At 69.5% G+C, this 21,619-nt stretch carries 15 protein-coding genes; 8 read left to right on the forward strand and 7 right to left on the reverse strand.

Annotated elements, in window-relative coordinates; translation table 11 throughout:
* Nucleotides 1-7: 7 nt before the first annotated feature.
* Together AB0D14_RS12440 and AB0D14_RS12445 are read right to left on the reverse strand one after the other, a co-directional pair.
* The gene (locus AB0D14_RS12440) at nt 8-1,204 is read right to left on the reverse strand and encodes a metallophosphoesterase (RefSeq protein WP_362777543.1); all 1,197 of its coding nucleotides are present in this window, start codon (nt 1,202-1,204) and stop codon (nt 8-10) included.
* A gap of 191 nt (nt 1,205-1,395) precedes the next feature.
* Entirely contained in the window at nt 1,396-2,508 is a 1,113-nt protein-coding gene (locus AB0D14_RS12445; protein WP_362777545.1) for a LacI family DNA-binding transcriptional regulator, read from the reverse strand.
* 431 nt (nt 2,509-2,939) lie between these two features.
* Between AB0D14_RS12445 and hisC the strand changes: the two genes are divergently transcribed.
* The 6 genes from hisC (at nt 2,940) to AB0D14_RS12475 (ending at nt 13,389) form a co-directional block, all read left to right on the forward strand.
* The gene (gene hisC, locus AB0D14_RS12450) at nt 2,940-4,055 is read left to right on the forward strand and encodes a histidinol-phosphate transaminase (RefSeq protein WP_362777547.1); all 1,116 of its coding nucleotides are present in this window, start codon (nt 2,940-2,942) and stop codon (nt 4,053-4,055) included.
* 320 nt (nt 4,056-4,375) lie between these two features.
* On the forward strand, nt 4,376-5,881 hold the full coding sequence (locus AB0D14_RS12455; RefSeq protein WP_362777550.1) for a cytochrome ubiquinol oxidase subunit I: 1,506 nt from the start codon (nt 4,376-4,378) through the stop codon (nt 5,879-5,881).
* A gap of 19 nt (nt 5,882-5,900) precedes the next feature.
* A complete protein-coding gene (gene cydB, locus AB0D14_RS12460) occupies nt 5,901-6,905 on the forward strand; it encodes a cytochrome d ubiquinol oxidase subunit II (RefSeq protein ID WP_362777553.1) in 1,005 nt (334 codons plus the stop codon).
* 103 nt (nt 6,906-7,008) lie between these two features.
* Nucleotides 7,009-10,503: a thiol reductant ABC exporter subunit CydD gene (gene cydD, locus AB0D14_RS12465; RefSeq protein ID WP_362777555.1), complete on the forward strand. Its 3,495-nt coding sequence runs from the start codon at nt 7,009-7,011 to the stop codon at nt 10,501-10,503.
* A gap of 58 nt (nt 10,504-10,561) precedes the next feature.
* The gene (locus tag AB0D14_RS12470; protein WP_362777557.1) at nt 10,562-12,142 is read left to right on the forward strand and encodes a GAF domain-containing protein; all 1,581 of its coding nucleotides are present in this window, start codon (nt 10,562-10,564) and stop codon (nt 12,140-12,142) included.
* A 197-nt stretch (nt 12,143-12,339) separates the two neighbouring features.
* Nucleotides 12,340-13,389 (forward strand): M23 family metallopeptidase, encoded by a 1,050-nt coding sequence (locus AB0D14_RS12475; protein WP_362777558.1) that lies wholly within the window; start codon nt 12,340-12,342, stop codon nt 13,387-13,389.
* A gap of 100 nt (nt 13,390-13,489) precedes the next feature.
* On the opposite strand, the gene AB0D14_RS12480 is transcribed toward AB0D14_RS12475, so the two are convergent.
* The 5 genes from AB0D14_RS12480 to AB0D14_RS12500 all read right to left on the reverse strand — a co-directional run bounded on the left by AB0D14_RS12480 (nt 13,490) and on the right by AB0D14_RS12500 (nt 19,188).
* Entirely contained in the window at nt 13,490-14,359 is an 870-nt protein-coding gene (locus AB0D14_RS12480) for a Cof-type HAD-IIB family hydrolase (protein ID WP_362777561.1), read from the reverse strand.
* A 147-nt stretch (nt 14,360-14,506) separates the two neighbouring features.
* Nucleotides 14,507-15,418, reverse strand: coding sequence for an LLM class flavin-dependent oxidoreductase (locus tag AB0D14_RS12485; protein WP_362777564.1), 912 nt, complete (start codon nt 15,416-15,418; stop codon nt 14,507-14,509).
* A gap of 128 nt (nt 15,419-15,546) precedes the next feature.
* Nucleotides 15,547-16,095, reverse strand: coding sequence for an RNA 2'-phosphotransferase (locus AB0D14_RS12490; protein ID WP_362777849.1), 549 nt, complete (start codon nt 16,093-16,095; stop codon nt 15,547-15,549).
* Between the two features lie 197 nt (nt 16,096-16,292).
* Nucleotides 16,293-17,237, reverse strand: coding sequence for a MerR family transcriptional regulator (locus AB0D14_RS12495; RefSeq protein WP_362777567.1), 945 nt, complete (start codon nt 17,235-17,237; stop codon nt 16,293-16,295).
* A gap of 178 nt (nt 17,238-17,415) precedes the next feature.
* Nucleotides 17,416-19,188 (reverse strand): SDR family oxidoreductase, encoded by a 1,773-nt coding sequence (locus tag AB0D14_RS12500; protein WP_362777569.1) that lies wholly within the window; start codon nt 19,186-19,188, stop codon nt 17,416-17,418.
* 495 nt (nt 19,189-19,683) lie between these two features.
* Between AB0D14_RS12500 and AB0D14_RS12505 the strand changes: the two genes are divergently transcribed.
* Together AB0D14_RS12505 and AB0D14_RS12510 are read left to right on the forward strand one after the other, a co-directional pair.
* Nucleotides 19,684-20,670 carry an ABC transporter ATP-binding protein gene (locus AB0D14_RS12505; RefSeq protein WP_362777571.1) on the forward strand — a complete coding sequence of 329 codons (987 nt, stop codon included), beginning with the start codon at nt 19,684-19,686 and terminating at the stop codon, nt 20,668-20,670.
* Nucleotides 20,660-21,589, forward strand: a complete 930-nt coding sequence (locus AB0D14_RS12510) for an ABC transporter permease subunit (RefSeq protein WP_362777573.1) — start codon at nt 20,660-20,662, stop codon at nt 21,587-21,589. Before AB0D14_RS12505 ends, AB0D14_RS12510 begins: the two co-directional genes overlap by 11 nt.
* Nucleotides 21,590-21,619 lie beyond the last annotated feature (30 nt).

Below are 21,619 nucleotides of genomic sequence, written 5' to 3' on the forward strand. Positions count from 1 at the left end.
TGAACGCTCAGCTATCCAAGGGAAGCTGCTGGACCAGTAGCTTCCCGGCCATGGTCACGCCACCGTCCATCGCGATCGCGAGCTTGTCGGCGTACACATGAGGTTCTTCGATCAGAGCAGCGGACGGGTCCCCGCCGTCCTCCGAGCCCATATCGCCCCGGAGGTACGGAATGGGGCTGTGACCATGGACGATGCGCGAACCGCCGTACGTCTCCAGCAGGGAGCGTACCGCCTGTGCGCCGCCGTCGTCGCGGAACGCGAAGCGCTTGGTGAACTTGCGGAAGAGGTCCCAGCACTCGTCCGCGTCATTGCGGGTGAGGGTTTCCCGGATGGTGTCGTTGACCGCTTCGATGGAGTCGCCGTAGTCGAGATAGGCGGTCGTGTCGGAGTGCACGAGGAGATGACCGTCCGCCAGTTCCATCGCGTCCAGACGGGCCATCCACTGCAGATGGTGGTCCTGGAGACGCTCCATGTCGGTCTTCTGGCCGCCGTTGAGCAGCCAGGCGGCCTGGAAGGTCGCGGTCCCCGCGCCGGAGTTGACGGGGGTGTCCCCGAACCGCCTGGCGCCGAGCAGCAGCAGCTCGTGGTTGCCCATCAGTGCCTTGCAGTAGCCACCGACCGCGGCGGCCTCCGCGGACAGCCGCATCACGAGGTCGATGACGCCGATGCCGTCGGGCCCGCGGTCCGTGAAGTCGCCGAGGAACCACAGCCGCGAGGTCCCGGCCACCCAGCGGCCCTCGGCGTCGATGAGACCCTTCTCGCGCAGCGCGGCGACGAGCTCGTCGATGTACCCGTGCACGTCACCGACGACGTACAGCGGCCCCGGCCCCTCGTCGGTCTGCACAACCTGCCCGGCCTCGGGGTCGACCGACACCTGGACCTGAAGCGTGTCACCGCGGTTGATGACCGGCAGATCGCGCTCCGTCGGCGTGTAGCCCGCCGGCTCCTCGGCCGGGACGACGCCCTCGCTGTGAGGGGGCTGTCCCGCGTAGGGGCCGGGCTGGACGTACGGCTCGGGAGGACCGGTGTACGGGTCGGCGGTCTGGTCGTACGGGTCGGCGGAACGGTCGTACGGCCCGGCTGGTTGCGGGTGAGGTCCGGGCGGCTGCGCGTACGGACCGGCATCGTGGACGTACGCCGGCACGCGGAAGTCGCGCACCGTCGGCGTCCGCATCTCGGGTCCCTGACCGGCCCCCTGAGTCATCGACCCCTCCACCACCATCGCGCCGCATCTGCACCGCGTCGGACTGCCTGGTCGCAGCGGCCCGCGGTGTCGTCCGCCCATCATAGGAATGCGGATCGCGCCATGTGATGACCCAGGGGTGGTGAATCGGAGCAGAACCCCAGTTCACCGTGGTTTTCTACCGAATTGGTAGGGCCTTTCCGCGTTGGAGGTCACCCTTTCTCCGGAGACCTCGGCGGGCTGACGGTCGTCCGTGGCGGCCGGCGCTGGGAGGAGGTGCGCACGATCAGCTCCGTCGGTATCACCTGCTCGACCGGTTGGTCCGATTCGACGCCCTCGATGGCGTCGATGAGGAGCTGGACCACGGCGGTGCCGATTCGTCTCGGTTTGAGCGAGAGTGTCGTTACGGGGGGTTCGGTGCTGGCGTAGACGGTGGACTCGCTGCAGCACACGAGGAGCAGGTCGTCCGGTACGCGCAGCCCGTAGCGCCGGGCTGCCGCGAGGAGGTCGGTGCCGTTCGGGTCGAACAGCCCGTAGACGGCGTCGGGCCGGTCGGGTCGGGCGAGCAGCCGGTCGGCCGCCACCGCCCCCGCGCACGGATCGTGCGCGGGATAGGCCTCGTACACAGGGTCCTGGCCCACGCGCTCGCACCAGCGGAGGTACGCGGTCGTCGAGAGGTGGGTGTACGTGTCTGTGGTCGTACCCGTCAGCAGGCCGATCCTCCGGGCCCCGGCGTCGGCCAGGTGGTCGAGGATGCCCATGACCGCGGCCTCGTGGTCGTTGTCCACCCAGGCAGTCACCGGCAGTGAGCCGGCCGGGCGGCCGTCCGAGACCACCGGTAACCCCTGGCGGACGAGTTCGCTGACGACCGGGTCATGGTCGGAGGGGTCGATGACGACCGTCCCGTCCAGGGCCACGTTCGACCACACGTCGTGGCGCGAGGTCGCGGGGAGGATGACCAGGGCGTATCCCCGGGCGAGCGCTGCCGAGGTGGCGGCCCTGGCCATCTCCGCGAAGTACGCGAACTCCGTGAAGGTGAAAGGTTCGTCCCCGTAGGTCGTCACAGTCAGGCCGATGAGGCCGGACTTGCCGGTACGGAGCGTTCGGGCCGCGGCGGAGGGGCGATAGCCCAGCCGGTCGGCGACCTCGCGGACATGGCGTCTGGTGGCGTCCGGAAGCCGTCCCTTGCCGTTGAGTGCGTCGGACACTGTCGTAATGGAGACTCCGGCGGCTGCGGCCACGTCTCTGATGCCCGCCCGGCCCGGCCGGCTTCCTCGGCGGGAGGTATCCGACCGGCTCACCTGGTGCTTCCCTGCTGCTGTCATGGCGAGCCGATAGTAGGGCTCATGCGGTGGGGTAGTGCGGACGCATATGCGCACGTTGACAGGCACGTTTCTGCATGGTCATTAGGACTCAACTGCCTTCGAAATCAAGGAGGTTGACCGATTCAATGGCAGTACGTCACTCGTCGACGCGCATGAGCCTGCCAAATAAGTCATGTTTCGAAGAGGTCTCAACTCACCTGCACGAGGGATGCGCGCCACGGCGTAAGCCACCGGCGCGGGCCTCGACGAGTGGCGCGCCCCCTCTTTCGTACGCCTTCGTACGGTGATGCCCGGGAGTGCGCACGCGGATGCCCGGTGCCGTCCTGGAGGTCGGCACCGGGCCGTACGCAGCGGCGCCGAATCCTCTTAAGGTGAGCAGTATTGGTAGCCGGCGGTGGTGATGAGCCGGAGACGGCACAAGGAGGACTGCGGTGAGCGAGACGAGCCCGAAGCTGCGAGCCGAGCTGGAGGGTATCCCCACGTACAAGCCCGGGCGTGTGCCGTCAGCGGCCACCGCCGACGGGGCCGCGGACGGTCCGGTGGCGTACAAGCTGTCCTCCAACGAGAACCCCTATCCGCCGCTGCCGGGCGTGCTGGAGAGCGTGACCTCGGCGGCCGGGGCCTTCAACCGCTACCCGGACATGGCGTGCACGGCGCTGATGAGCGAGTTGGCGGACCGGTTCGGGGTGCCCCTCGCGCATCTGGCCACCGGCACCGGCTCGGTCGGCGTCGCCCAGCAGCTGGTACAGGCGACCTCCGGACCGGGCGACGAGGTGATGTACGCCTGGCGGTCCTTCGAGGCGTACCCGATCATCACCCGCATCAGCGGGGCGACGCCGGTCCAGGTGCCGCTGACGCCGGGGGATGTGCACGACCTCGACGCGATGGCGGACGCGATCACCGAGCGGACGCGGCTGATTTTCGTCTGCAACCCCAACAACCCCACGGGGACGGCGGTGCGGCGGGCCGAGCTGGAACGGTTCCTCGACCGGGTGCCCGGCGATGTCCTCGTGGTTCTCGACGAGGCCTACCGGGAGTTCGTGCGTTCCACCGAAGGCGAAGGGGGTGAGGTGCCGGACGGCGTCGAGCTCTACCGGGAGCGGCCCAACGTGTGCGTGCTGCGCACGTTCTCCAAGGCGTACGGGCTCGCGGGGCTGCGGGTCGGCTTCGCGATCGCCCACGAGCCGGTGGCGGCGGCGCTGCGCAAGACGGCCGTGCCCTTCGGCGTGAGCCAGCTCGCGCAGGACGCGGCGGTCGCCTCGCTGCGGGCCGAGGACGAACTGCTGGGGCGGGTCGGTGCGCTGGTGTCCGAACGCGCGCGCGTGGTCGAGACGCTGCGCGTGCAGGGCTGGACGGTGCCGGACACACAGGCCAACTTCGTGTGGCTGCGGCTGGGGGAGCGCACCGTCGACTTCGCCGCCGCGTGCGAGCAGGCCGGGGTCGTCGTGCGGCCGTTCGCGGGCGAGGGGGTTCGTGTGACGGTGGGCGAGGTCGAGGCCAACGACATCTTCCTCAAGACGACCGAGGGATTCCGCAAGGAGTTCTAGTCGGAATGTTGGCTCCGGCCACGTGTGAACTCCGACTCACTGACGGCCCAGGCCCCGGCATCCCCGCGCCACGCGGGTGCCGGGGCCTGACGTTTTCGGCGGGACATCGTGTCTCTGCACAGGCACTGACCTGGTGTTTTGATGCTTGATCTCCCTGGTCGGCAGCCAGGCACCCCCACCTCTCCACACTCGAACGGGCATGCTGCATAATTGCTTGTGAATGTGAACGCGTTCACAAGCGTGTCCCGGTTACTCCCGTGATGTCACCGACAAGCGGGACAAACTGCTGCTGTTTCTCGGCGACATAAGGAGATGACGACGTGGAACTGGCTCTGGCGCCGGAAACCGTGGCGCGATGGCAGTTCGGCATCACCACCGTCTACCACTTCCTCTTCGTCCCGCTCACGATCTCGCTCGCCGCGCTCACCGCGGGCCTGCAGACCGCATGGGTGCGCACGGAGAAGGAGAAGTACCTCAGGGCCACCAAGTTCTGGGGAAAGCTCTTCCTGATCAACATCGCGATGGGTGTCGTCACGGGCATCGTGCAGGAGTTCCAGTTCGGCATGAACTGGTCCGACTACTCGCGCTTCGTCGGTGACGTCTTCGGTGCTCCGCTCGCCTTCGAGGCACTGATCGCCTTCTTCTTCGAGTCCACGTTCATCGGCCTCTGGATCTTCGGCTGGGACAAGCTGCCGAAGAAGATCCACCTGGCCTGCATCTGGATGGTCTCGATCGGCACGCTGCTGTCCGCTTACTTCATCCTCGCGGCCAACTCCTGGATGCAGCACCCCGTCGGCTACCGCATCAACGAGAAGAAGGGGCGCGCCGAGCTCACCGACTTCTGGCTGGTCCTGACCCAGAACACGGCGATCAACCAGGTGTTCCACAGCTTCTCGGCGGCCTTCCTGACAGGCGGCGCCTTCATGGTCGGCATCGCCGCCTTCCACCTGATGCGCAAGAAGCACATCCCGGTGATGCGGACCTCGCTCCGGCTCGGCCTGGTCACCATGGCGGTCGGCGGTCTCCTCACCGCGATCAGCGGGGACACCCTCGGCAAGGTCATGTACGAGCAGCAGCCGATGAAGATGGCCGCCGCCGAGGCGCTGTGGGACGGCGAGCAGCCCGCGCCCTTCTCCGTGTTCGCCTACGGGGACGTCGACAAGGGGCACAACACGGTGGCCCTGGAGATACCCGGGCTTCTGTCCTTCCTCGCCCACAGCGACTTCGACTCGTACGTGCCCGGCATCAACGACACCAACAAGGCCGAGCAGGAGAAGTTCGGCCCCGGCGACTACAAGCCCATCGTCCCCGTCGCCTACTGGGGCTTCCGCTGGATGATCGGCTTCGGAATGGCGTCCTTCTCCCTGGGCCTGCTGGGGCTGTGGCTGACCCGGAAGAGGTTCCTGCTGCCGGCCGCTCAGCGGACGGGGGAGGACGAGGTCCCGCACCTGGTGCTGTTGAAGAAGCCACTCGGGTCCAGGCTCACCCGGCTGTACTGGCTCATGGCGGTCTGGACGATGGCCTTCCCGCTGATCGCCAACTCATGGGGCTGGATCTTCACCGAGATGGGCCGGCAGCCCTGGGTCGTCTACGGCGTCATGCAGACCCGGGACGCGGTCTCCCCCGGCGTGTCACAGGGCGAGATGATCACCTCGCTGGTCGTCCTCACGACGATCTACGCGATCCTCGCCGTCGTCGAGGTGAAGCTACTCGCCAAGTACATCAAGGTCGGACCGCCCGAGCTCACCGAGGCCGACCTCAACCCGCCCACGAAGATCGGCGGCGACCCGCGGGACGCCGACAAGCCGATGGCCTTCTCGTACTAGGCCGAGGAGCTGCTGAGTCATGGAACTTCACGACGTCTGGTTCGTCCTCATCGCCGTCCTGTGGACCGGCTACTTCTTCCTGGAGGGCTTCGACTTCGGGATCGGCGTACTCACCAAGCTGCTCGCCCGGAACCGGACCGAGAAGCGAGTACTGATCAACACCATCGGGCCGGTCTGGGACGGCAACGAGGTGTGGCTGCTCTCAGCGGGAGGCGCGACCTTCGCCGCCTTCCCGGAGTGGTACGCCACGCTCTTCTCCGGTTTCTACCTGCCCCTGCTGCTCATCCTCGTCTGCCTGATCGTGCGCGGAGTCGCCTTCGAGTACCGGGTGAAGCGACCCGAGGAGCAGTGGCAGCGCAACTGGGAGAACGCGATCTTCTGGACCTCCCTGCTCCCCGCGTTCCTGTGGGGCGTGGCCTTCGGAAACATCGTGCGAGGCGTGAAGATCGACCAGGACATGGAGTACGTGGGCAGTCTCTGGGACCTGCTCAACCCGTACGCCATCCTGGGTGGCCTGGTGACGCTGACGCTGTTCACCTTCCACGGGGCGGTGTTCGCGGCGCTCAAGACCCTCGGTGACATCCGTGAAAGGGCACGGAAGCTGGCACTCGGGCTCGGACTGGTCACGGCCGTGCTCGCGCTGGCCTTCCTGCTCTGGACCCAAGCAGAGAACGGTGACGGCAAGAGCCTGGCCGCGTTGGTCGTGGCGGTGATCGCGCTGGTCGCGGCGATCGGGGCGAACCAGGCAGGGCGAGAGGGCTGGGCGTTCGCACTCTCCGGCCTCACCATCGTCGCCGCAGTCGCCATGCTCTTCCTGACGCTCTTCCCGAACGTCATGCCGTCCTCGCTCAACGACGAGTGGAGCCTCACGGTCACCAACGCCTCGTCGAGTCCGTACACGCTGAAGATCATGACCTGGTGTGCGGTTCTCGCGACACCGATGGTGATGCTCTACCAGGGCTGGACGTACTGGGTGTTCCGCAAGCGGATCGGCACCCAGCACATTGCCGAAGCCACGCACTGAGCCCGATGACTCCGAAGGGCATGTTTCACGTGAAACATGCCTCAGCGATAGAAGGGCGTGTTTCACGTGAAACACGCCTGCTTGACCCAAGGGTGTGTTTCACGTGAAACCGATCGACCCGCGACTTCTCCGATACGCCCGCGCCACCCGCTTCTTCCTGGTGGCGGTCGTCGGCCTGGGAGTCGTGGGAGCGGGGCTGGTCGTCGCCCAGGCCATGCTCATCGCCGAAGTGGTGGTCGGCGCGTTCCAGCACGGGCTGTCAAGCGGTGAACTCCGCACGCCGCTCCTGCTGTTGGCGGCCGTGGCGGTCGGCCGCGCACTGATCTCCTGGCTCACCGAACTCGCGGCGCACCGGGCGAGCGCGGCGGTCAAGTCGGAACTTCGGGGGCGGTTGCTGGAGCGGGCCGGCGAGCTGGGCCCGGAGTGGCTGAGCGGACAGCGGACGGGGTCATTGATCGCACTCGCCACCCGCGGGGTGGATGCTCTGGACGACTACTTCTCGCGCTATCTGCCGCAGTTGGGGCTCGCGGTGGTCGTACCCGTTGCCGTGCTCGCGCGGATCGTCACCGAGGACTGGGTGTCGGCAGCGATCATCGTCGGCACTCTGCCGCTCATCCCGATCTTCATGATGCTCATCGGCTGGGTCACGCAGACCCAGATGGACCGTCAGTGGAAGCTGTTGTCCCGGCTCTCGGGGCACTTCCTGGACGTGGTCGCGGGGCTGCCCACACTCAAGGTGTTCGGACGGGCCAAGGCGCAGGCCGAGTCCATCCGGCGGATCACCGGAGAATACCGGCAGGCGACCATGCGGACCCTGCGGATCGCCTTCATCTCGTCCTTCGCATTGGAGTTGCTCGCCACGCTGTCGGTCGCCCTGGTAGCGGTGACCATCGGGATGCGGCTCGTCCACGGTGAGATGGCGCTGTACGACGGTCTGGTCGTGCTGATTCTCGCGCCCGAGGCGTATCTGCCGCTGCGCCAGGTCGGGACGCGGTACCACGCGGCGGCGGAGGGGCTGTCGGCCGCCGAGGAGATCTTCTCGGTCCTGGAGACGCCCGTGCGGGAGCCTGGGACCGATGCCGTGCCCGCTTCCGGTGAGCTCTGCTTCGAGGGCGTGACGGTCCGGTACCCCGGGCGGTCGTCCGATGCGGTGTCGGACGTGTCGTTCGCGGTCCGGCCGGGCGAGACGGTGGCGCTCGTCGGCCCCAGCGGCGTGGGCAAGACGACTCTCCTGAACGTGCTGCTGGGGTTCGTCGAACCCACGGCGGGGCGAGTCGGTATCGGGGGAGTCGATCTCGCGGAAGCCGACATGGAGGAATGGCGTTCGCGGGTTGCCTGGGTGCCGCAGCGGCCCCACCTGTTCGCCGGCTCCGTCGCCGAGAACGTACGGCTGGCGCGGCCGGAGGCGGACGACTCCGCGGTGCGCGAGGCGCTGGCCGACGCCGGGGCCCTGGAATTCGTGGACGCGCTGCCCGACGGAGTGCGCACGGTCCTCGGTGAGGACGGGGCCGGGCTGTCCGCGGGGCAGCGTCAACGGCTCGCCCTGGCACGGGCGTTCCTCGCGGACCGGCCGGTGCTGATGCTGGACGAGCCGACGGCCGCACTGGACGGGGCGACCGAGGCCGAGGTCGTGGAGGCGGTCCGGCGCCTCGCCGTCGGGCGGACCGTGCTCCTGGTCGTCCACCGGCCGGCCCTGCTGGACGTGGCGGACCGGGTGGTGCGGTTGGCACCGGCGGCTTCGGTGGATCACGCCACGTGGTCCGTCGGTACGGAGGCCCAACGCTCCGATGCGATGACGGTCGTGCCCGCGGCAGGCGGGGAGAAGCCGTCCGTGCTCCCGGCAGGGCAGGGCGGCGTGCTTGCGCGTGTTCGTGCGACGGCCGGGCCCCGCCGTGGACGACTGGTGCTGGCGCTGCTCCTCGGCAGCCTCGCGCTCGGGAGTGCCGTCGGCCTCATGGCCACTTCGGGCTGGCTGATCTCCAGGGCCTCGCAGCAACCGCCCGTGCTGTATCTGATGGTCGCCGTGACGGCCACGCGGGCGTTCGGGATCGGCCGGGCCGTCTTCCGGTACGCCGAGCGGCTGGTGTCGCACGACGCCGTGCTGCGGATGCTCGCCGACACCAGGGTCGCCGTGTACCGGCGTCTCGAACGGCTGGCGCCCGCTGGACTGCGTACCGTCCGACGCGGTGATCTGCTCTCGCGGCTCGTCACGGACGTCGACGCCCTGCAGGACTACTGGTTGCGCTGGCTGCTGCCCGCCGCCGCGGCGGCCGTCGTGTCCGCAGGTTCGGTCGGGTTTGCGGCTTGGCTGCTGCCCGAGGCCGGTGCAGCTCTCGCCGTCGGGCTGCTGGCCGCCGGCGTGGGCGTTCCGCTGGTGACCGGCGCCGTCGCGCGCCGTGCCGAGCGCCGACTGGCACCGGCACGCGGTGTGCTGTCGACCCGGGTGGCCGATCTCCTCACGGGGACGGCCGAGTTGACGGTCGCGGGCGCGCTCCCCGCCCGTACCGCCGAGGCGCGGCGAGCCGACGCGGAACTCACCCGCATCACCGCGCGTGCGGCCACCGCCACCGCGCTCGGCGACGGACTCACCGCGCTGATCTCCGGGCTCACCGTCACGGCTACCGCGCTCGTCGGTGCCCAGGCGGTCGTCGACGGGCGCCTCAGCGGCGTGACGATGGCCGTCGTCGTCCTCACCCCGTTGGCCGCCTTCGAGGCCGTCCTGGGGCTGCCGCTCGCGGCGCAGTACCGGCAGCGGGTGCGCAAGAGCGCGGAGCGTGTGTACGAGGTCCTGGACGCGCCCGAGCCCGTACGGGAGCCGGATCGGCCGGCGCAGGCGCCCGAGTCGCCGTTCCCGGTCGTGATGAAGGGCCTGGCCGCTCGTCATGGGGGGCAGGAGCGGGACGCGGTCACCGGGGTGGACCTGGTGCTCGAACGAGGGCGCCGGACCGCCGTCGTCGGGCCGTCCGGATCCGGCAAGACGACGTTGGCGCAGGTGCTGCTGCGCTTCCTGGACCCACGCGGGGGGACGTACACGCTGGGGGGCGTGGACGCGTACGGCATGGACGGTGACGAGGTGCGGCGCATGGTCGGGCTCTGCGCGCAGGACGCGCACCTCTTCGACAGCTCGGTGCGCGAGAATCTGCTGCTCGCGCGGAAGGACGCGACCGACTCCGAGCTGCGGGACGTTCTGGGACGGGTGCGGCTGCTTGGCTGGGCCGACGGGTTGCCCGACGGGCTCGACACGCTGATCGGGGAGCACGGCGCGCGGTTGTCCGGGGGACAGCGGCAGCGGCTTGCCCTGGCCCGTGCCCTGCTCGCGGACTTTCCCGTGCTGATTCTCGACGAGCCCGCGGAGCACCTTGACCTGGCCACCGCCGACGCCCTCACCGCCGATCTGCTGGCCGCCACCGAGGGGCGTACGACGCTGATGATCACTCATCGGCTGGCAGGGCTGGAGGCGGTGGACGAGGTGATCGTCCTGGCCGAGGGGCATGTGGTGCAGCGGGGAGCGTTCGACGAGCTGGTGCGTGCGGAGGGGCCGCTGCGGGAGATGTCCGAGCGGGAGAGCCGGACGGAGATGCTGGCCGCCATGCGCTGAGGGCTTCACCGACGAGACTCGACTTTCCCTTACAAATGGGACTAACTAGTCTCGGTGCATGCCAGTCGAGCCGGGCCCCGGCGGCGCCCCGAACCCAGACGACGTACCGCGGTTGCTGGAGGCGATGCGGGCGGTGGGAAGTGGGCTGCAGTTGCGGTCCACGCTGGAACGGATCTGCGAAACCGCTGCGGAGCTGGCGGACGCGCGTTACGCGGCGGTCGGGCTGGCGGCGCAGTGCGAGGACGGACTCACCGAGCGCGTGAGCGAGGACACCGACGGGGGGACCGTCCGGTGGATCGGGCGGCTGCCGGACGGGCACGAGGGGCTCCGCCAACGGACGGCGGCCGGTTTCCTGGAAGTTCCCATTCGCGTGGAGGGTGAGAGCCTGGGCACCCTCTGCCTCGCCGGGAAGCGCGACGGAGGGCCGTTCGGCGAACACGACCTCGACATGGTGCGCGTACTGGCGCGTGAGGCGGGCATCGCCCTGGGAAACGCGCGCCTGTATGAGGCCGCCAGGCGGCGTGAGCGCTGGATCGACGGATCCGTGGCCGTCACCACCGCGCTGCTCTCCGGAGGGGACGCCGACGAAGCCCTCCAAGTGGTTGCGGAACAGGCTCGCCGGCTCTCGGACTCGATGGCCGGGCTCGTGCTGCTGCCCGCGGCGGAGGGCGGCCTGGAGATCGTCTCCGTCGCGTCCGAGCGGCCGTCGAGTGCACTGGGGCTGGTCATGCCGCCCGAAAACGCGGTGGCGGGCGACATCCTCGCGGGGGAAGCCGTGTTCGTCGAGGACGCGGCCTCCGACCCGCGGATGCTCGCCGATCTCGCCCGCGGTCACGGGCCGACCATGCTCCTCCCCCTGCAGAGCGGCGGGCGGGTCCTTGGGGCCCTCGTCATGGCGCGAGCGGGGGGCGCGCGTCCGTTCACGGATGTCGAGCGCACTCTGGCGACGCAGTTCGCCTCGCAGGCCGCGCTCGCGCTGATGATGGCCGAGGCGCAGCGGGACCGGGAGCGGCTCGCGGTCTTCGAGGACCGCGACCGGATCGCCCGTGACCTGCATGATCTCGTCATCCAGCGATTGTTCGCCACCGGGATGCTGCTGGAGAGCGCACAGCGGCGGTCCGTTCTGCCCGAGGTGCGGCAGGGTGTCGGCAAGGCGGTCGACGAACTCGACGTCACCATCCAGGAGATCCGTACGGCCATCTTCGCGCTCCAGCAGGGGCCGGTGGAATTTCAGACGGGGCTGCGGACGCGCGTTCTGCGCGAGATCAACATGGCTGCCGTGCCGCTCGGCTTCAAGCCGTCACACCGATTCGTCGGCCCTGTCGACACGGTGGTCGGCGAACTCACGGCGAAGAACCTCATCGCGGCCCTCCGCGAAGCCCTGTCCAACGCCTTCCGGCACGCGGGGGCATCCCGTATCGACGTCACCGTGGACGTGACGGTACGGCTGCCGGACGAGAGATCCGGCGTACGCCTGACGGTCGCGGACGACGGCGTCGGCATCCCCGAAGGAGGCAGGCGCAGCGGACTGAAGAACCTGAAGCGCCGGGCGGAGTCGCTCGGCGGAGACAGCTGGTACGGCCCGGGGGCCGGGGAGGAGGGTGGCGGTACGTCGGTGGTCTGGGAGGCGCCGTACTGACCCCGGAACGGGACGTACGGTCGTGGCAGACCGCCGTGGCGGGCCGAAGTGACGGGCCGAGCTGACGGGCCGACCTGCCGGAGTGGCTTGGGCGGGCCCCGTTCGGCCCAGCACAGTGGTCCGTCCGTGACAACCGCTCCCCCAGGTGTACGACTTGAACAGGACCGGGACGGCCGGTGCGCGACACGATCCATGTCATGCGCTCACGTCGTCGTCATCGTCCTTTGCTCGTCCCGGTGCTGTTGTGCGCGGTGGCCGTCCTGGTGGCGAGGCCCACGCCGGCCACCGGGGACGCCGACAGCTCCGGCGGGGCGGGCGCCGAGGTCGTGCGGCTGTACGAGGAGGCGTCACGGGCGACACAGCGGTACGAGTCAGGGCGCCGCGAGGCCGAGGCGCAGCGGGGCCGGGCACAGCGACTGGAGCGGCTTCTCGCGCGGGAGCGGCAGGGCATCGCGGTGCTGCACGGGGATCTTGGCCGCATCGCACGCGCCCAGTACCGCAACGGTGGTGGGCTCCCGCACACCGCGCGGATGCTGCTCGCGGACAGCCCCGACGAGCTGATGCGCGGTCAGCGTGCCGTCCGGCAGGTGGATCTGGCGGTCAGGAACGCGGTCACCAGGAGCCGCCGGGCCGAGACCCGGTTCACCGCGGACGAGGCGAAGGCGGCGGCGGCCTGGCAGGCGCTGGAGCGGCGCAACGGCGACCTCGCCGAGATCAAGCGGGGGATCGAGTGGAAGCTGGAGAAGGCTCAGAGGACGCTTCAGGGGCAGGCGGACGCCTCGGCCGCCGCCGGCTCGTGCCGGGGTTCCGTCCGGCTCGAGCAGCCACGCACGGCCTTCACACAGCCGTGGATCCCGCCGGTGGAGACGTATGAACTCTCCGCGGGATTCGGCAGCGGCGGTAAACGCTGGGCGCACCGGCACACCGGGCAGGACTTCGCGGTGGACATCGGCACGCCGGTGCGTTCGGTCGGTGAGGGACGCGTGGTGAAGGTGTCGTGCGGCGGCCCGTTCGGCATCGAGGTCGTGGTGGAGCATCCGGGGGGCTACTACACGCAGTACGCCCACCTGGCCGACGTCACCGTGGACCAGGGGGAGCGGGTGTCCGCCGGGCAGTGGGTCGGCCAGTCGGGCACGACCGGGAACTCGACCGGACCGCATCTGCACTTCGAGGTGCGCCTGACCCTGCAGGTGGGCTCGGGGGTCGATCCGCGGAAGTGGTTCGCAGAGCGGGGAGTGCAGCTCTAGCAGAGAGCGGAGCGGAGCAGGCAGTGGCTGGGAGAGCGCTGACAAGGAGCGGGCACAGAGGGCGCGACTGTCGTCCCGGCCTCCCGCCGGCGCTCCGCTCCTACCAGTGTTCGGCGAGTATCCGCTCGATCACGACCGCCACCCCGTCCTCGGTGTTGGCGGCCGTACGTCCGGAAGCCGCGGCGATCACGGCGGGGTGTGCGTTGCCCATCGCGTACGACGTGCCCGCCCAGGTGAGCATCTCCACGTCGTTCGGCATGTCGCCGAAGGCGACGACCTCTTCTTGCGAGATACCGCGCTCGGCGCAGCACAGCGCGAGGGTGCTGGCCTTCGAGACGCCGGGGCCGCTGATCTCCAGCAGCGCGCTGGGACTGGACCGGGTCACGTTGGCCCGGTCGCCGATGGCCAGCCGGGCGGTCATGAGGAAGTCGTCCGGGGCGATGTCGTGGTGGTACGCGAGGATCTTGAGCACCGGCTCATCGGCGCCGGGGGCGTCCGGCGCCAAGAGTTTCTCGGCGGGCGCGAGGGAGTCGGGGGCCTCCAGGTGCAGCTTCGGGTACGCCGGCTCCTGGTAGAAGCCGTACGTCTGCTCGATGGCGAAGAGGGTCCCCGGAGCGGCGTCGCGCAGCAGCCGTACGGCATCCAGCGCGTTCTCCCGCGCCAGTTCCCGCACCTTGACGAAGCGGTGGGCGCCGGGGCCGCCGTGCAGATCGACCACGGCGGCGCCGTTTCCGCAGATGGCTAGGCCGTGACCGTGGACGTGGTCGCTGACGACGTCCATCCACCGGGCCGGGCGCCCGGTCACGAAGAAGACCTCGATGCCGGCTTCCTCCGCGGCTGCCAGGGCGGCCACCGTGCGCGGTGAGACGGACTTGTCGTCGCCCAGCAGGGTGCCGTCGAGATCCGTAGCGATCAGGCGGGGCGGGAGGGGGGAGGCCGGAATCCCGGGCCGTCGGGTCGCTGAGGTCACTTCGCCATTCTCGCGTATATGCGTGCACGGGCGTGCGGCGGTCCGCACAGGTGAGTGACACCGCCCCCACCTGGGCCTCTGTCGGTCCGACGGCCCCTCGTCGGACCGGACCGAACGGGCGGAGCGGACGAACGGGCGGAGCGGGCGTCAGCCGAGTTGTGCGACCGCCTCCATCGCGATGCGCTCGAAGACCTTCTCGTCCACTGCGAAGACGGAGTCCGGGATCGGCCAGTGGATCACGATGTCCGTGAAGCCCAGTTCCCTGTGACGGCCCGCGAAGTCGACGAACGCGTCCAGGGACTCCAGCGGACGGCTGCGGTCCGGGGTGAAGCCGGTGAGCAGGACCTTGTCGAGTTCGCGCACATCGCGGCCGGCCGTTTCGCACGCGGCGGTCAGCTTCTCCATCTGGCCGCGAAGGGCGTCCACCGACTGCTCGGGAGTGCCGGCCTCGAAGAGCTTCGGGTCGCCGGTGGTCACCCATGCCTGCCCGTGCCCGGCGGCGAGCTTCAGGCCGCGCGGTCCGGTGGCGGCCACCGCGAAGGGCAGCCGGGGGCGCTGGACACAGCCAGGGATGTTGTAGGCCTCACGCGCCGAGTAGAACGTGCCGTCGTACGACGCGGAGTCCTCGGTGAGCAGCCGGTCGAGCAGCGGTACGAACTCGGCGAAGCGGTCGGCCCGCTCGCGCGGCGTCCACGGCTCCTCGCCGGCGCGCAGCAGCGTCGTGGCGTCGAAGCCGGAGCCACCCGCGCCGATGCCCAGCGTGATCCGGCCGCCGGAGATGTCGTCCAGCGAGATCAGTTCCTTGGCGAGGGTCACCGGGTGCCGGAAGTTCGGGGAGGTCACCAGCGTGCCGAGGCGCATATGGTCGGTGACGCCCGCAGCGGCGGTCAGCGTCGGCACGGCGCCGTACCAGGGGCCTTCGCGGAATGTCCGCCACGCCAGATGGTCATAGGTGAAGGCGGTGTGGAACGCGAGCTGCTCGGCACGCTGCCAGGTGGAACGCCCTCCCTCGTGCCAGCGGAGGTACGGCAGGATCACGGTGCTCAGGCGCAGACTCATGCTTCAGAGCCTATGCGCAGCTGTGGGGTGCACCGAAGCGCCGATCGGCGAGACCGGCCCCGGGCAGGCAACGGCACCGGCTCACCTTGTCCGCGTGTGCGCCTGTCCGCGCGTTCACTCCGCTCCGGTCAGTGCGTGGCCGGAAAACGCAGGTAGCGCGAGGGTACGGCGGCTGTGAGCCAGACGCCGTTGGCGCTGACCTTGAAGACGTGGCCGTCGCGGTTCATGGCGCCGGCGTCCACGGAGAGCACGACGGGGCGGCCGCGGCGGGCACCGACGCGGGTCGCCGTCTCACGGTCGGCCGAGAGGTGCACGTCGTGTCGGTTCATGGGCCGCAGGCCCTCGGCGCGGATCGCGTCCAGACTGCGGTCGACGGTGCCGTGGTAGAGGTACGCGGGCGGGGTCGCCGTCGGCAGCCCCAGGTCGACCTCCACGGAGTGGCCCTGGCTGGCCCGGATCCGGGTGCCCTCGATCGCGAAGCGACGCTTGTCGTTGTTGGCCACCACGTGGTCGAGCTCGCCCCGGGTGAACCGGAAGCCGTGCGCTGCCGCCGCGGCCATCAACGTGCTGATCTCGACCCAGCCGCCCTCGTCGAGCGTGAGCCCGATCCGGTCGGGCTGGTGCCGTAGATGCTTCGAGAGGTATTTCGACACCTTCATGGTGCGTCTCTCGTCCACACCGCCTTCGGCGAGGTCGCTTTCGGCGCGGCCACTTCTGGTCAGGGCCCTTCCGTGAAAGTCACTTTCGTTCATCCTGTCAGGGTGCCTGGGGAGACGCTGATCACGCATTTTATTTTGCCTCGGAGGTTTGATCCACAGCCAAATGCGTTATCCACAGGGCTAGTTGTGGAATCTGTGGACAACTCCCTGTCTTTTCAGGGTGGTTCGTCAACTTTGGCTACCTGTAAGCCTTTAGTGGCCAACCCGTCCAAGGCCCGGGCGCGGACCTCGCGTTCGGCTGACAGAGCGATGAACTCGGCAGCGTGTTCCGCGCCGACCAGCCTTTCCACAACGTCCATTGTCGCTGCCGGGACCGCCACATCACGCGTCACTTTCATGGCCGGCCCGGGTTGCTCCGCACCAAGGTGCCGGCGTAGCTGCCGGTAGGCGAACAAGCGCATGGCCCGCGCGAGTTCGGCGTCCACCGTCTGTCGTGCGAGTGGCCGCAGTCGTCGTACAAGCGCTGCAGCCTCGGCGGCGTCGGTCTCGGTCGGCGGATGTCCGCCCAGATAGCGGGCGAAGACGTGTTCGGCCGTGAACTCCAGGAAGCGCGCGGCGATGTGCTCGACCTGCCCCCTCAACTCCCGTAGATGGCCGGAGATCGCGGACAGCGGCACGCCGGCCTCATACAACTCGGCGGCCACGGCGAGTTCCTGGGGGCTCGGTACGAGGAAGGTGCCTTCCTGTCCCGGAATCCGTTCGAGCACTCCGAGCTCGACGGCGTCGGCCACCGCCGCGTCGTCCGGGTCGCCGCCGAGCCGTTCGTCGAGCTCGGCCCGCGAGATACGGACCGCCTCCTCGTCCGTCCACGGCCCGTCGACCTCGGCGACCAGACCGAGCACACCTCCGAGACCGCGCCCCGCGTCCCAGGCATCCAGGAGTTCCTTGATGGAGGCGAGTGTGTAGCCACGGTCCAGCAGGTCCGCGATCTGCCGCAGCCGGGCCAGATGCGTGTCCGAATAGACGTTGGCACGGCCGCGCCGCTCGGGGCGTGGGAGCAGCTTGCGGTCCTGATAGGCGCGGATGGTCCGGACCGTGGCGCCACTGTGCTGCGCCAGGTCCTCGATCCGGTACGCGGCGCCGGCCGGCTCGTCGATCATGGCCCCTGCCCTTCCGATGCCCTTCCGAGTTTCTGTCGCTACGCGATCGCCGCACTGCCGATCGCCCCGCCGCCGTACATCGATGCCGCATGTCGCGGTCGGTTCGTCCGGTATGCGGTGGAGCGAGGCCTGCTTGCAGCCGTGGGAGAACCGCCGGGTGTGATGGTGTGGTGCTCTGTCACAGCGGTGGATCCATCCGTGCGAGCGCGCGCAGCGCCCTGGGTGCGAAACGGGACATGAGACGGCCGCCGCGCGCCTCCACCGTCACGGGCACCACGGCCTGATTGCGGACGATCGCCCGCAGAACGGCCTCGGCGACCTTCTCCGGCGGGTAGTTGCGCAGCCCGTACAACCGCGCGGACCTCTTCCGGCGCCGTTTCTCCTCGTCGGCGTCGACTCCTGTGAAGCGGGCGGTCGAGGTGATGGCGGTGTTGACGAATCCGGGGCAGATCGCCGAGACCCCGATGCCCTGGCCCGCCAACTCGGCCCGCAGACACTCGCTGAGCATCAGCACCGCCGCCTTGGAGGTGCTGTAGGCGGGCAGCGCCTTCGACGGCAGGTACGCGGCCGCCGATGCGGTGTTGACGATGTGGCCGCCCTGCCCGCGCTCGGCCATCTGCTTCCCGAAGAGCCGGCAGCCGTGGATCACACCCCACAGATTGACGTCGAGGACCCTCCGCCAGTCCTCCACAGTGGTGTCGAAGAAGGAGCCGGACAGCCCGATCCCGGCGTTGTTCACCAGGACGTCGACGACTCCGTACTCGACGGCGACCTTGGCGGCGAGCTGCTCCATGGCCTGCTCGTCCGAGACATCGACCGTCTCGGCCCAGGCCGCACGGGCGCCGACGTGCAGGCACAGCTTCGCGGTGCGCGCCGCGCTCTCCGCGTCCCGGTCGACGGCCACCACGCGCGCGCCCGCCTCGGCGAACGCGAACGCGGTGGCCCGTCCGATGCCGCTGCCGGCGCCGGTGACCAGGACGAGCTGCCCACCGAAGCGTTCGGCGTGCGGGGCGCGCACTGCCGGTGCGGGCCGCCCGCCCTCGGCCGGGGTCGCGGACTCGGTCGACGTCACGAACTCGGTGATCCAGGCGGCCAACTGGTCGGGCCGGGTGCGCGGAATCCAGTGTTTCGCCGCGAGAGTGCGGCGCACCAGTCGCGGTGCCCACGACTCCAGTTCGTCATAGAGCCTCTCCGACAGGAACGTGTCCCCCAGAGGCGTGATGAGCTGCACGGGCGCGTGCGCGTACGCGTCGGTACGGGGCTTACGCAGACGGGCACGGACGTTGTCGCGGTACAGCCAGGCGCCGTGAGCCGCGTCCGTGGGCAGTGACGGGGTCGGATAGTCGCCCGCGGGGACCTTCTCGAGCCGGCGCAGGATCTTCGGCCACTGCTTGCCGAGGGGGCCGCGCCAGGCGAGTTCAGGCAGGACGGGGGTGTGCAGCAGGTACACGTACCAGGACTTGGCGCCCTGGCCGAGCAGTTGACCGACCCTGCGGGGCGTCGGGCGGGACACGCGCTTCTTGATCCAGTGACCGAAGTGGTCGAGGGAAGGACCGGACATCGACGTGAAGGAGGCGATCCGCCCCTCCGTGCGTTCGACCGTGGTGAACTCCCATGCCTGCACCGAGCCCCAGTCGTGGCCCACCAGGTGCACCGGCCGGTCCGGGCTGACCGCGTCCACGACCGCCAGGAAGTCGTCCGTCAGCTTCTCCAGGGTGAACCCGCCGCGCAGGGGCCGGGGCGCGGTGGACCTGCCGTGGCCGCGCACGTCGTACAGCACGACATGGAAGCGCTCCGTCAGGCGCCCGGCGACCTCGGACCACACCTCCTTGGAGTCCGGATAGCCGTGCACGAGCACCACCGTGGGCTGTGCGGGATCGCCCCACTCGGCGACACACAGCTCGACTCCGCCCGTACGCACCCAGCGCTCGCGCGCACCCTGAAGAGCCACTTGTCCTCCGCTCAGCGTCGCAATCCCCCACGCTCGCAGCTCGAAAGCAGCTCGAACGTGCTCGCGCGGGAGGAACCTCCATGGCAGATCGTCGTCCCGTCAGAACGCGCTCTGCTCCCGACGGGATCCGCGGTGAGTTCGCCCGGCGGAGCCGCTGCCGAGGTCATGCCACCGTCCGTCCCGGCCGGCGGCCGTACGCAGCCGACGGCCGTACGCAGACAGCTCCCGTATCCCCGTACGCGCCCGCAACTTGACACTGATGAATGTGACAATTGTTGGCGGCTGCGTCAATAGGTGGACGTGCGGCCTGTGGAAAACCGCGTCGATGTGGACAACCCGGGCCAGGTCGGACGGCCGCTGCATGCAGAGCGGCCCCGGCCGGTTGTTCGACCTGAGGCGGACCCTTACGGGCCCGTACGACTGGAGAGGGACGGCGATACAGCTCCCAGGTCTGACGACTGATGTGGCCTGTGCCACTACCTTCGAATTGTGACTGTGATCGCGACCGAAAGCCTGAGCAAGCGGTTCCCGAGGGTGACCGCTCTTGACCGGCTATCCGTGGACGTCGGACCCGGTGTGACCGGACTCGTCGGAGCCAACGGAGCCGGCAAGTCCACACTGATCAAGATCCTGCTGGGTCTGTCCCCCGCCACCGAGGGCCGCGCTGCGGTACTCGGACTCGATGTCGCCACCAAGGGCGGCGACATCCGTGAGCGCGTCGGATACATGCCCGAGCACGACTGTCTGCCGCCCGACGTCTCGGCCACCGAGTTCGTCGTCCATATGGCGCGGATGTCCGGCCTGCCCCCGGCGGCGGCCCGCGAGCGCACCGCGGACACGCTGCGCCACGTCGGCCTCTACGAGGAGCGGTACCGCCCCATCGGCGGCTACTCGACGGGTATGAAGCAGCGAGTGAAGCTCGCCCAGGCGCTGGTCCACGACCCACAGCTGGTCTTCCTCGACGAGCCGACGAACGGCCTCGACCCGGTCGGGCGCGACGAGATGCTCGGACTGATCCGTCGTATCCACACCGACTTCGGCATCTCCGTCCTGGTCACCTCGCACCTGCTCGGTGAGCTGGAGCGCACCTGTGACCACGTCGTCGTCATCGACGGCGGCAAGCTCCTGAGGTCCAGCTCCACCACGGACTTCACCCAGCGCACGGCGATCCTCGCGGTCGAGGTCACCGACACGGACGAACATCCGGACGGCACCGGCGCACTGCGCGACGTGCTGCACGCACGCGGGATCGAGACCCACGACGGCAGTGGCCTGCCGGGCGCGGGCCACATTCTCCTGTTCACCGCGCAGGGCGAGGAGACGTACGACCTCGTACGGGACGTCGTCGCCGACCTGGGCCTCGGCCTGGTGCGCATGGAGCAGCGCAGGCACCACATCGCGGAGGTCTTCACGGACGCCGACGAACAGGCCCTGAAGAGCGGCGACGAACAGCGGAAGGAGGCGGTCGGCCATGGCGGTTGAGCAGCCCCAGGCACAGGCCTCGGCCCAGGCCCCGGCTCGCGCGGGCGAGCAGACCCAGATCCACAACATCGGCTACCGCAACTACGACGGCTCGCGCCTGGGACGCGCGTACGCCCGCCGCTCGCTCTACTCGATGTCCCTGCGCGGCTCGTACGGCCTCGGCCGTTCGGTGAAGTCCAAAGTGCTGCCGATGCTGCTCTTCGTGGTGATGTGCGTCCCCGCACTGATCATGGTCGCGGTCGCCGTCGCCACCAAGGCGAAGGACCTGCCCGTCGACTACACGCGCTACGCGGTCATCATGCAGGCCGTCATCGGCCTGTACGTCGCCTCCCAGGGACCGCAGTCCGTCTCCCGCGACCTGCGCTTCAAGACCGTCCCGCTGTACTTCTCGCGCCCCATCGAGACCGGCGACTACGTACGCGCCAAGTACGCGGCGCTGGCGTCGGCGCTGTTCATGCTCACCGCGGCGCCGCTGCTCGTGCTGTACGTGGGAGCGCTGCTGGCCAAGCTCGACTTCTGGGACCAGACCAAGGGCTTCGGACAAGGGCTCGTCTCCGTGGCACTGCTTTCCCTGCTCTTCGCCGGCATCGGCCTGGTCATCTCGGCGGTCACCCCGCGCCGCGGCTTCGGTATCGCCGCCGTCATCGCCGTGCTGACCATCTCCTACGGAGCGGTGTCCACCGTCCAGGCCATCGCCTACGACCAGTCCAGCACCGATGCGATCGCCTGGCTCGGGCTCTTCTCGCCCATCACGCTGATCGACGGGGTCCAGACCGCGTTCCTCGGCGCCACGTCCGCCTTCCCCGGCGGTGACGGTCCATCGAGCGGACAGGGCGTCGTCTACCTGCTCGTCGTCCTGGGACTCGTCGCGGGCTGCTACGGCCTCCTGGTGCGCCGCTACCGAAAGGTCGGCCTGTGACCGCCCGCCCGTCGTCCGCCACCACCCTTC

The organism is Streptomyces sp. NPDC048484 (assembly GCF_040651415.1).
In the GTDB taxonomy this organism is placed as follows: Bacteria; Actinomycetota; Actinomycetes; order Streptomycetales; family Streptomycetaceae; genus Streptomyces.

Coding starts and splice junctions, on each gene's coding strand:
- AB0D14_RS12510 (WP_362777573.1), top strand. CDS start 20,660: ATGGCGGTTGAGCAGCCCCAGGCACAGGCCTCGGCCCAGGCCCCGGCT.
- AB0D14_RS12445 (WP_362777545.1), bottom strand. CDS start 2,508: ATGACAGCAGCAGGGAAGCACCAGGTGAGCCGGTCGGATACCTCCCGC.
- AB0D14_RS12475 (WP_362777558.1), top strand. CDS start 12,340: ATGCGCTCACGTCGTCGTCATCGTCCTTTGCTCGTCCCGGTGCTGTTG.
- cydB (WP_362777553.1), top strand. CDS start 5,901: ATGGAACTTCACGACGTCTGGTTCGTCCTCATCGCCGTCCTGTGGACC.
- AB0D14_RS12470 (WP_362777557.1), top strand. CDS start 10,562: ATGCCAGTCGAGCCGGGCCCCGGCGGCGCCCCGAACCCAGACGACGTA.
- AB0D14_RS12485 (WP_362777564.1), bottom strand. CDS start 15,418: ATGAGTCTGCGCCTGAGCACCGTGATCCTGCCGTACCTCCGCTGGCAC.
- AB0D14_RS12495 (WP_362777567.1), bottom strand. CDS start 17,237: ATGATCGACGAGCCGGCCGGCGCCGCGTACCGGATCGAGGACCTGGCG.
- AB0D14_RS12440 (WP_362777543.1), bottom strand. CDS start 1,204: ATGACTCAGGGGGCCGGTCAGGGACCCGAGATGCGGACGCCGACGGTG.